This is a genomic window from Candidatus Nitrotoga sp. 1052 (assembly GCF_927312905.1).
Taxonomy (GTDB): Bacteria; Pseudomonadota; Gammaproteobacteria; order Burkholderiales; family Gallionellaceae; genus Nitrotoga.
In genome coordinates, this window is sequence record NZ_CAKMHQ010000075.1 from 1 (window position 1) to 10,969 (window position 10,969).

Below are 10,969 nucleotides of genomic sequence, written 5' to 3' on the forward strand. Positions count from 1 at the left end.
TTTTTCGAGTAACGCCGTATTGTGACGAAAATTGGATTTTTAGAGGTGCCCTTAAATGATTTCATGGCGATTAACTAAAATAGCCAGCACATCTGTAGATCAATTAAGATTTACGAAATTGATCGAAGATTACTTTATTATTTCTCTTTTGCTACGCGTTGAGCATTTACCGAAATAACCTTGTCAGTGAGGGTATGAAGCTGTTCGCGAGCTTCTGAGTCCTGAATCCCATTGGCTAACTCATGAATAGCCAAGCTCACTAATATCTGGTTGACAGGCCTTCTTCCCCATTCAGGGTCTTCCCAGTGACCGTGAAAGTAGTTGGTAATTTGAAGGATAAAGTCTCTCGCTGATTTGGATAACATGATTTACTCCCGCAATGAATAATGAAGGTTGTTTTCAATCCCTATCTGTCGCTGCAACCTATCAGCAACAGTGGTCTAACAACGTCTAGCTTGAGAGGCTGATAACCAGCAAGCAAAGCTACAGCTGGCTGTCCATCCCGACGGTAAAATTGTTGTCAGTGGTACCGTTCGAAACATGATAGAGCGTCAGTTATAAAAGAAGAATAAGCAAAATCCTTATTTTCTGGCTGGGGAAAATAAAGTGGGTATTAGGATAATCAGGGCGCCGTTTTCTCATCAAGCTGCGAGCATTTAAGCAAGGAGAAACCTTCGATAGAATAGCTCCACTCGCGTGTGCATATAGGTGGTCTGCCCAAGGCGAGATACCGTTATCTCAAAGTGCGGACGGCGCATAGAGAGGCGAGAATGACGACAAGCTGCACACGACTCATCAGTTAACATGCCCCAAGGGACCGTCATGTTCGATGGCTTGCGCCGGGACAGTTTCATGCGATGCAAGCCAGGCGTGCACCTGGGCGACCACTGCGGCGCCTTCACCCACAGCGGCGGCGACACGTTTAGTTGAGCTGGCACGCGCATCGCCGATCGCGAATACTCCCGGTATCGAAGTTTCCAGTCGGTGTTCGGATCGGCACCCACGAACAGAGAAATGCGCCGGATGGATTTAGTCTGTTCGCTGCCGTCTTTGCGATTGTGCCACTGGACGCCGCTCACGCTTTCATCGCAACCTCGATTGCCACGATCTCTGATTCCGTGTACAGCGTAACGTTCGCCAGCAATCCGATACGGTCGATGAGATATTTCGACATGCTTTTTGCAAGGTCGAAGCCGCGAATCAAATGATGGGCGTGCGCCGCGTGGCTGGCCAGGAATACGATTGCCTGCCCGGCCGCATTGCCGCGACCCACGAGCACTACTTCCTCCTGTCCTCATAACGCGGCCTCGATCGGTGAAGCCCAGTAATAAACGCCGCGACATTCGTATTTATAGAGTTCGGGTATGCCGGGATGCCGATATTTTGCGCCTGTCGCGATAACCACGGTTTTTGCCGCAATCTGTGCGCCACAATCGAGTTGGAGCGCATGAGGAAAGCGTATGCAATCGAGCGACGTCACTTCGACGGGCACCACCATTTCAGCACCGAATTTCTGCGCCTGAACATCAGCGCGTCCGGCGAGCGCCTGACCGGAGATACCAGTCGGGAAACCGAGCTAATTTTCGATTCTCGCGCTCGCGCCCGCCTGACCGCCGAACGCATGAGTGTCGAGCACAAGCACGGAATGAGCCCTTCCGATGCGGCATATACCGCACAGGCAAGGCCGGCGGAGCCGGCGCCAATGATCGCAACGTCGTAAGACACGGTCAAGGCTCAGATCGGTGATGCGAATGAAGGTTGGAATGTTGCCGCGCAGGTCGAGCAGCGCATGCATCTTGACGGCAGCTTTTGCTCGGCGAAAATATGCCCATGGAAAGTCGCTCAAACACAAGTCGATGGTCGTGGCATACAGGACGTAGACCGTATTGGCGAGATCGACACCAAAACTCTCGTTGCAATATAGTTTGCGCGCACGCCGGATAAGTACTGTCGCCAAATCTTCCCAGATGTGCCAGTCGCGCCCTTGGTTGGCATCGGCCAGCATCGAGCGTTTGACTGGCGAGCGAAAGCCCATGCCGTACAGCTTTTTCTGGTTGGCCAGCAAACTTGTGGTTGGCAAGCTTTTGAGCTCTTATCAGTAATGCTGAGTAACTTGATTCTGCCAAAATTGCCCTCCGCATTATTTGGACGGTATCCGAAATGTCTGCTTGCAATTGCCGAACGAATTTTGCCCACTGGTAGTCGGAATGACTTCTTGCGGGGTATCGCCCCATTTATAGAACACACTCATGCTATACAGGTTTGATCCGGAACATTTTAAACGCAGGGCACCATCGATATCTGGGAGCTTATAGGCGATAAGCGTATTGAATTGTTTCCGGCTGATTTCTTTATTGAGATACGGTGCAATTGCTTCTGAAATTTCCTTAGCTTTAGTTAATGACCATTCAAAATAAGCCGGAGCCGCCATCGGTGAGCAGATGCCATGTTTCACCCATTCGTGCCGTTCCAGGCATTTTTCCAGTCCAGCCATAAAACCTTTCATGGTTTTCCAGCTGTCAGATTCATACAGATTGGGCGGGGATGGATAATCGCAATAGGTGGGGCGATTGGGCGGACACTCGCTGCCATTACAAATCCCTTGTGGATAACCTTGCGAGTAATTAGGCCACAGTCCATGCAGCTGGATAGCGCCTTCTTTGGGAAAGTCTCTACAACTGGGATCGCTTCTATTGGCGCCGCTTTTGCAGAACGTCGCAGGTACTGTTAACTCCAATCGATAATAAGGTTTTTTGCTGAGATCTAAGTTGCATGAAGGTTCTGCTACTGCCTGAAATGCAGCGAAACAACCTACGACAATAAGCCATACTTTGTTATTCATATATCCTCCGATTGACATAAAGACAATCATTCAAGAACTTTAGAACTAAAAACTATGCTCATTATTTGCCATGTCGCTGAGTCCAGTGGTGTGGGTTACTGCTTTTCGTATCCGCCATGCACACTAAGCTGACTTTTGTTTACCGACGCGGGAAGAAAAGCGCTGTGACCCTCTACCGAGCTGACCGCAATTATTTTTACTGGGCCCCTATGGCGTTGTGCAACCGCCTTCCGCCACACACAACTTACCAAAATTCGCGTTACTGAAATGAGCGCCCACAAAGGTTTGGCCAAAAGCACCAGCGCATGAAGGGCCGCTGACTACGCTTTCAACATAACCGCTGACCTCGTAAGGTTTATATTCGTCAATCCAAGCGCCGCCACTGCTACCGTAAGTCATATTACAGCCCTTTACCAAAACATCCGTACCCTCACAACTGGCATAGAAACTTTCCGCTGCGCATATTGAAGTCCATGCTGTAGAAATATTACTGGCATAACCAACAGAGTGCAGGCTGCGGGTATACGGATAGTTTTGGCGCCATCCGAGCCAGCCAGTGTAGTAGCTAACAGGCCGGCCGGCGTTATTGTTCTGCAGACGAATTATGGCGATATCATCGCGTCGGGCACCGCCCGTTGTCCATGCAGTCAAGACTCGAGCGCTAGCCCACCTAAATTGACCATAAGGAGTTGCCCCGTTGCGTTCTGCCGGCACGAAAGTCCAGCCGGATTTAAATCCTTTGCCCACGTCATAAACACAATGCGCGGCGGTCACTATGATATTTTTTGGTGCACCCGTAATGGATTGCGCAGTGCAATAGCCTCCTCCATCAATAAGCAGTTTACCAACAACTGCCCAAGGATAAGCCGTTTGTTGAACAGACCAGTAGTTACCCTTGTAGCTGGTATAGATATCTTGTGTACCAAAATTAATAGCAGCGGGTGCCGCCGCTGAAGGTTTACCTTTGTCAGCTGTTTCAGGTGCCTTGTGAATCGGATTCTCAGCACTCTTTTGGTCAAGCTCCTTCAGCAATTGCCACTGATCAGGGAACTCCTTTTGCGCTTGGCTGTTGGCTTCCGGGTTTGGCAGACCGGGGGGCTGCAATTGGACGCGACCTTTCACCTTTGGCTGTTTTTCCTTGAAGCTGCTATTGCCGAGATACCGTTTATCAGCCTTTCCCGCTGGCACCCACTTTAGGGGCTCAGCTTTAAGTATCTCTTCTCGCGTATAGATTTTTTCCGGTGCTGCTGCTTGCCCTTGAGTTATATCCTTGCCACTTAAATTGGGATTGATAATCTCCCTAGTAGGTTGTGCTCGAGCATCAGCAGCCACCGCTAGGTAACATGGTGAAAAAAGAATACTAGCGACAATCGCTAAAGCGACGAGTCCATGTTTGTTTTTAGAATCACAATGTTTGGTTGATTGAGAAGCATGGAAGCATTTAAGATCAACGCTTAATGCCTTAATATATCGATTCGACATGGTGTTCTCCTTGAGTTAAAGTTAACAAATCAAAAAATCAATGGATCAGACGTTTTTGTCTTTAAGTTTGGATAGCGTAGAAGTACTACTTCTCCCTCGCTAACCCATTTCAAACATGATTACCATCCACTTGCACCTTGATATTTTTCTTTCCTATACCTTCAATCTCTGCGTGGATGGAATGGTTTTTTCGTCATAACCTAATTAATAAAAGCTTTTTGAATTTCTCTGGCATTCCGCAAGAATTGTGCGAATTCTTTGAAATTCGGTCCGAATAATGGCAGGGGATCTTTTTAAGTAAGCAGCCAGAATTTTAGAATCTGTTGTCTTTAGAACAAGGCTTGCTTTTAAGAGTCGATGCAATGCAGGCGATATACGTTATCTTGTCATCAATAACATCAACGAGACGTGCAACATGTAGCTTTACGCGTCTTGCTTGACCCATTTCAATAAACTTATGGTTAGCTTTCCATTCGCTTAAGTAATTATTTGCCTTAAAATTATCATGAGTTTCAGATTGTTTCATTTGAATTCACCCTGAATTACAAAGACAAGTCAGTATGGAATTCTTTTTTGTAGAAATAAATAAGCATTTTGCTTATTTTACTAGACAGCATTGCCCGCAGAAAAAGATAAGCAAAATCCTTATTTTCTGGCTGGGGAAAATAGAGCGGGCATTGGCATAATCAGGCGCCGTTTTCCCATAAAATTGATGATGACTAAAAAATGATAGGCAACAAAGCTAACTGCAGTGATGCCGGGTAAAGGAGGGCTTGTATATACCAGTGCTGAAAGTCATTTGAGCAAGGATAAAAGCGTATGGCCTGCATCGAGCTGAGAAGGATCGCCACTCACTGCACCTCTGGAAAGCTCGTCGCTGTAAGAATAGGCAACATTATCGTTTTAAGCTTGAAGAAAAATCAATTTAGGTCAATTGGCTGTTAGGAAATTCGTCTTGCATGAGACATGGTAAAATTTGCTCTCATTTTTAAGTCTCATAACACCATGAACCGCACACCCCATCTTATTGAACGTTTGCTGGAACAACGCATCCTTATTCTGGACGGTGCGATGGGAACAATGATTCAGCAATACAAGCTGACCGAGGAGCACTTCCGCGGCGTAGTCGCACATGGCGACAATACCGGGCCTCGCCAGAGTTTCGCCGACCACCCGCTCGACCTCAAGGGCAACAATGATCTGCTGTTGCTGACGCAGCCGCACATCATTCGCGGCATCCATGCAGAATACCTGGCAGCGGGAGCAGACATCCTTGAGACCAATACCTTCAACGCCAACTCCGTGTCGATGGCGGATTACCAGATGGAGCATCTGGTATATGAGTTGAACGTGGCTGGGGCGAAGCTGGCGCGTGATGTGTGCGACGAATACGAAAATCGGGTGCCGGGCAAGCCGCGCTTTGTGGCGGGCGTGTTGGGGCCAACTACGCGTACCGCATCCATCTCACCGGACGTAAACGATCCCGGTTTCCGCAACATCAATTTCGATCAGCTGGTGGAAGGCTATACCGAAGCCATACGCGGCCTGCTGGATGGCGGAGCGGATCTGCTGATGGTGGAAACCATTTTCGATACGCTGAACGCCAAGGCCGCACTGTTCGCCATCGAGCAGTATTTCGATCGCCATAACGTGCGCGTTCCGATCATGATTTCCGGCACCATCACCGACGCTTCGGGGCGCACCTTGTCTGGCCAAACGACTGAAGCATTCTGGAATTCGCTGTCACATACCAAGCCGTTATCTATTGGCCTGAATTGTGCGCTGGGAGCGGAACTGATGCGTCCTTATGTCGAGGAATTGTCGCGCGTCGCCACCACTTATCTAAGTGCGCATCCCAATGCCGGCTTGCCCAATCCTCTGTCGGAAACCGGCTACGACGAATCGCCGGAACATACCGCCAAGCTGGTTAAGGAATTTGCCACTAGCGGCTTCCTCAACATCGCGGGCGGCTGCTGCGGTACCACGCCAGCGCACATCAAAGCGATTGCCGAGGCATTGAAAGATGTCCCCCCGCGCCGCATTCCAGAGCTTGAAAAGAAGTGTCGGTTATCCGGTCTGGAGCCCTTCAACATCGGCGACGACTCCTTGTTCGTGAACGTCGGGGAGCGCACCAACGTTACCGGTTCCAAGATGTTTGCACGCCTCGTTCTCGCCGGCGATTACCCGACAGCGGTCAACGTGGCGCGGCAGCAAGTGGAAAATGGCGCACAGGTTATCGACATCAACATGGACGAAGCGATGCTGGATTCGCAGCTTGCCATGACGAAATACCTCAACCTGATCGCATCAGAGCCGGATATTTCGCGTGTACCGCTGATGATAGATTCGTCCAAGTGGTCGGTGATCGAAGCTGGGCTGAAATGCGTACAGGGCAAGGCCATCGTCAACTCTATCAGCATGAAAGAAGGCGAAGCCGAGTTCATCAAATATGCCAAGCTGGTACGCCGCTATGGTGCAGCGGCAGTAGTGATGGCATTTGACGAAAAAGGACAGGCCGATACGCAACAGCGCAAAATCGAAATTTGCCAGCGCAGCTATGACATTCTGGTGAACCAGGTCGGCTTCCCGCCGGAAGATATTATTTTCGACCCGAATATTTTCGCCATTGCCACCGGCATAGAGGAGCACAACAACTACGCGGTGGACTTCATTGATGCCACGCGCTGGATCAGGAAAAATCTGCCTTACGCAAAAATTAGCGGCGGCGTGTCTAATGTATCGTTCTCATTCCGTGGTAACGATGCGATGCGCGAAGCTATCCACACTGTGTTTCTCTACCACGCGGTGCAAGCGGGTATGAACATGGGGATCGTCAATGCCGGTCAGCTCGGCGTATATGATGAAATTCCCAGAGATTTGCGCGAGGCAGTGGAAGACGTCGTGCTGAATCGCCGTCCCGATGCGGGCGAACGGCTGGTAGTGGTGGCAGAAAATGTGACAGGCGGCGCCAAGGTCCAAGTGGAGGATCTGGCATGGCGACAGGGCACGGTGCAGGAACGACTGACCCATGCGCTGGTGCGTGGCATTAACACCTATGTCGTGGAAGACACCGAGGAAGCGCGGTTGCAGGCGACTTACCCGGTCGAGGTGATCGAAGGTGCACTGATGACCGGCATGAACGTGGTCGGCGACCTGTTCGGGGCGGGCAAAATGTTTTTGCCGCAAGTGGTGAAATCCGCGCGCGTGATGAAGCAGGCAGTGGCGCATCTGGTACCCTACATAGAAGCGGAAAAGGCTCGCTCCGGCGACAACAAGCCCAAGGGCAAGATCGTCATCGCCACGGTCAAGGGTGACGTGCATGATATCGGCAAGAATATCGTCACGGTGGTGCTGCAGTGCAACAATTTCGAAGTTATCAACATGGGCGTGATGGTGCCGTGCCAGAAAATTTTGGATACTGCGCGCGAGCACAACGCCGATATGATCGGCCTGTCCGGATTGATTACGCCCTCACTGGAAGAAATGGCATATGTGGCCAAGGAGATGCAGCGCCAAGGATTCACCATCCCGTTGCTGATCGGCGGCGCGACCACTTCACGCATGCATACGGCGGTGAAAATCGAGCCTAACTATACCAGCGGCGTCACCGTTTATGTGACGGACGCGTCGCGTGCGGTGGGGGTGTGCAACAACCTGCTGAGCAGCACATTACACGACAGTTATGTGGCTGGCATAAAGACCGACTATGCCAAGACGCGCGAACTACATGCCAACAAAAAACCTCAAGGTGCACGTTACAAACTGGCAGACGCGCGCGCGCATGGCCTGAAAACAGATTGGGCCAGCTATACACCGCCCAAACCCAGCTTCATCGGTGTGCGAGCGCTAAGCGACTACTCGCTGGCAGAGATTAGCCCCTACATCGACTGGACGCCATTCTTTCAGACTTGGGAACTGTCCGGGCGCTACCCGAAAATTCTCAATGATGAAGTGATCGGCGAAGCAGCACGCAATTTGTTCCACGATGCGCAGGCCATGCTCAAGCGCATCATAGACGAGAAGTGGTTAGGCGCGAATGCTGTGTTTGGCCTCTTTCCGGCCAACAGTGTAAATAGCGACGACATCGAGATTTACACTGATGAATCGCGCAGCCAGGTGGCAATGACTTGGCACAACCTGCGTCAGCAAATGGTCAAGCCGGAAGACAAGCCCAACCTGAGCCTTGGCGATTTCATCGCGCCCAAGGAAAGCGGCGTGGCCGATTATATCGGCGCGTTTGCGGTCACGACCGGCATTGGCATTGATGAACGCGTGGCAGAATTCGAGAGCAAGCATGACGACTACAACAGCATCCTGCTGAAAGCCCTGGCCGATCGTCTGGCCGAAGCCTTCGCCGAACTGCTGCATGCCCGTGTCCGACGCGAGTTCTGGGGCTATGCCGCCGATGAGCATATCAGCACTGAAGATTTAATCGATGAGAAATATCGCGGCATCCGCCCAGCCCCGGGCTACCCGGCTTGCCCTGATCACACTGAGAAACGCGCCCTGTTTGAACTGCTGGACGCACCCAACAAGGCCGGCATTACGCTGACTGAAAGTTTTGCCATGCTGCCGACTGCTGCAGTAAGCGGTTTTTATTTTTCACATCCGCAATCACAGTATTTTGCCACGGCAAAAGCAGACAAAGATCAGATTGAGGACTACGCACAGCGAAAGGGGTTAAGCCTTGAAGAAACCGAACGCTGGTTAGCACCTGTATTAAATTATGATGCATAAAGAAGAGGCTTCAATATCTTGATCGCAACCCTGTTGTTTAAGGCTACGCTGAACAAGTCCGTTCGGGTTGAGCTTGACGAAACATACCAATTGAAAATCAATAGGTTACAAGTTATTTCGACAGGCTCAGCCCGAACGGAGGGAATTGTTCAGCATTACCTTAATTATTAAAACGACCAGTACCGCGCCATGCCACACCCACTGTTGTTAACCACACTGCTACTAATTGCTTCAAACGTATTCATGACTTTTGCCTGGTATGGGCACCTCAAGAATTTTACCCATTCGCCGTGGTACGTTGCTGCACTGGTGAGCTGGGGCATCGCACTATTCGAATACTTGCTGCAGGTGCCAGCCAATCGCATCGGCTATACCGAACTCAGCCTGGGACAACTGAAAATTTTGCAGGAAGTCATCACACTGTCGGTATTCGTTCCTTTCGCCGTGCTATACATGGGCCAGCCGCTGAAGCTGGATTACCTGTATGCCGCGCTGTGCCTGATGGGCGCGGTGTTTTTTATTTTCAGGGCATAACATGCACATCCATATACTCGGTATCTGCGGCACCTTCATGGGCGGCATTGCAGTGCTGGCCAAACAAGCAGGACATCGCGTTACCGGCTGCGACGCCAACGTTTACCCGCCAATGAGCACACAACTTGAGGCGCAAGGCATAGAACTGATTGAAGGCTTCGGCCCGGAACAGATCACTCTACAGCCGGACATTTTCGTTATCGGCAATGTGGTATCGCGCGGAAATCCGCTGATGGAAGAAATCCTCAACCGCAACCTGCCCTACATCTCCGGCCCGCAGTGGTTGGCGCAAAATCTGCTGCATGACAAATGGGTGCTGGCAGTCGCAGGTACCCATGGCAAGACCACCACCACCTCTATGCTGGCTTGGATACTGGAATATGCGGGCTTGAACCCGGGTTTCCTGATCGGCGGTGTGCCGCAGAATTTTGGACTCTCTGCGCGCTTAACCGATACGCCTTTCTTTGTCATTGAAGCGGACGAATATGACACCGCCTTCTTCGACAAGCGCTCCAAGTTCATTCATTACCGTCCGCGTACCGTCATCCTCAACAATCTGGAGTTCGATCACGCTGACATCTTTGCCGACCTCGCCGCCATCGAAACGCAATTCCATCATTTGGTGCGCACTGTGCCCGGCAACGGGCTGATAGTCAGCAACGGCCGTGCCGATTCATTAAAGCGCGTGATCAGTCATGGCTGCTGGACGCCTGTGGAATTATTTGCCTGTGCTGACGGCTGGAACATCAGCGCAAATAATCGCGTGACTTTTAATGGCGAAGCGCATGGTGAACTGAAATGGGAATTGATGGGTGAACACAACCGCTTGAACGCACTCGCCGCACTAGCCGCCGCGCGTCATGCCGGTGTGTCTGTAGTGGAGGGACTAGCGGCATTGAGCGAATTTAAAAACGTCAAACGGCGCATGGAAGTGCGCGGCGTGGTCAACGGTATCACCGTGTATGACGACTTCGCGCATCACCCCACTGCGATTGCCACTACCGTGTCAGGGCTACGCGCCAAAACAGGTAGCGCGCGCATCCTGGCGGTACTGGAGCCGCGTTCCAATACCATGAAACTCGGCGTGATGAAGAACGCCCTGCCCGACAGTCTCAAGGACGCCGACATGGTATTTTGTTACGATTTCAACCTCGGCTGGGATGCTCGCGCAGTTCTCGATCCGCTGGGAGACAGGGCTATCATAAAAGATAATCTGAACGAATTGATAATTGACATTGTTGCCGCAGCCCGCACCGGCGATAACATTCTGGTCATGAGCAACGGCGGATTCGGCGGGATACATGACAAATTATTGCAGCGGCTAGCAGCCTGTCGGGCTACCCGTTAATTCTGCCAGCCACCTGGTATTGCCGG

General features: G+C 51.1%; 11 protein-coding genes and 1 pseudogene. 3 read left to right on the top strand and 9 right to left on the bottom strand.

The window, feature by feature from the left end; all coding sequences use genetic code 11:
• Positions 1-137: 137 nt before the first annotated feature.
• From MJ768_RS13420 to MJ768_RS13460, 9 genes and pseudogenes are all read right to left on the bottom strand, one after another.
• On the bottom strand, positions 138-365 hold the full coding sequence (locus MJ768_RS13420; protein ID WP_239292440.1) for a hypothetical protein: 228 nt from the start codon (positions 363-365) through the stop codon (positions 138-140).
• A gap of 291 nt (positions 366-656) precedes the next feature.
• On the bottom strand, positions 657-1,079 hold the full coding sequence (locus tag MJ768_RS13425; protein ID WP_239292441.1) for a hypothetical protein: 423 nt from the start codon (positions 1,077-1,079) through the stop codon (positions 657-659).
• Positions 1,076-1,273 (bottom strand): hypothetical protein, encoded by a 198-nt coding sequence (locus tag MJ768_RS13430; protein ID WP_239292442.1) that lies wholly within the window; start codon positions 1,271-1,273, stop codon positions 1,076-1,078. Before MJ768_RS13430 ends, MJ768_RS13425 begins: the two co-directional genes overlap by 4 nt.
• A 21-nt stretch (positions 1,274-1,294) precedes the next feature.
• Entirely contained in the window at positions 1,295-1,498 is a 204-nt protein-coding gene (locus MJ768_RS13435) for a hypothetical protein (protein WP_239292451.1), read from the bottom strand.
• A complete protein-coding gene (locus tag MJ768_RS15515; RefSeq protein ID WP_239292443.1) occupies positions 1,477-1,725 on the bottom strand; it encodes an FAD-binding protein in 249 nt (82 codons plus the stop codon). The genes MJ768_RS13435 and MJ768_RS15515 overlap by 22 nt, the downstream gene beginning before the upstream one ends.
• A 13-nt stretch (positions 1,726-1,738) precedes the next feature.
• Positions 1,739-2,068 (bottom strand): annotated as a pseudogene (locus MJ768_RS13445) (IS4 family transposase); the annotation flags it as partial.
• Positions 2,069-2,140: 72 nt separating this feature from the next.
• Positions 2,141-2,872 carry a ribonuclease T2 family protein gene (locus tag MJ768_RS13450; RefSeq protein ID WP_239292444.1) on the bottom strand — a complete coding sequence of 244 codons (732 nt, stop codon included), beginning with the start codon at positions 2,870-2,872 and terminating at the stop codon, positions 2,141-2,143.
• A gap of 177 nt (positions 2,873-3,049) precedes the next feature.
• The gene (locus tag MJ768_RS13455; protein ID WP_239292445.1) at positions 3,050-4,324 is read right to left on the bottom strand and encodes a trypsin-like serine peptidase; all 1,275 of its coding nucleotides are present in this window, start codon (positions 4,322-4,324) and stop codon (positions 3,050-3,052) included.
• A gap of 313 nt (positions 4,325-4,637) precedes the next feature.
• Positions 4,638-4,850 carry a hypothetical protein gene (locus MJ768_RS13460; protein ID WP_239292446.1) on the bottom strand — a complete coding sequence of 71 codons (213 nt, stop codon included), beginning with the start codon at positions 4,848-4,850 and terminating at the stop codon, positions 4,638-4,640.
• A 479-nt stretch (positions 4,851-5,329) separates the two neighbouring features.
• Between MJ768_RS13460 and metH the strand changes: the two genes are divergently transcribed.
• The 3 genes from metH (at position 5,330) to mpl (ending at position 10,943) form a co-directional block, all read left to right on the top strand.
• Positions 5,330-9,061, top strand: a complete 3,732-nt coding sequence (gene metH, locus MJ768_RS13465; RefSeq protein WP_239292447.1) for a methionine synthase — start codon at positions 5,330-5,332, stop codon at positions 9,059-9,061.
• Between the two features lie 189 nt (positions 9,062-9,250).
• Complete coding sequence (locus MJ768_RS13470) at positions 9,251-9,595, top strand: DMT family protein (RefSeq protein ID WP_239292448.1); 345 nt, start codon at positions 9,251-9,253, stop codon at positions 9,593-9,595.
• A gap of 1 nt (position 9,596) precedes the next feature.
• Positions 9,597-10,943: a UDP-N-acetylmuramate:L-alanyl-gamma-D-glutamyl-meso-diaminopimelate ligase gene (mpl, locus tag MJ768_RS13475; RefSeq protein ID WP_239292450.1), complete on the top strand. Its 1,347-nt coding sequence runs from the start codon at positions 9,597-9,599 to the stop codon at positions 10,941-10,943.
• The last annotated feature ends 26 nt before the right edge of the window (positions 10,944-10,969 follow it).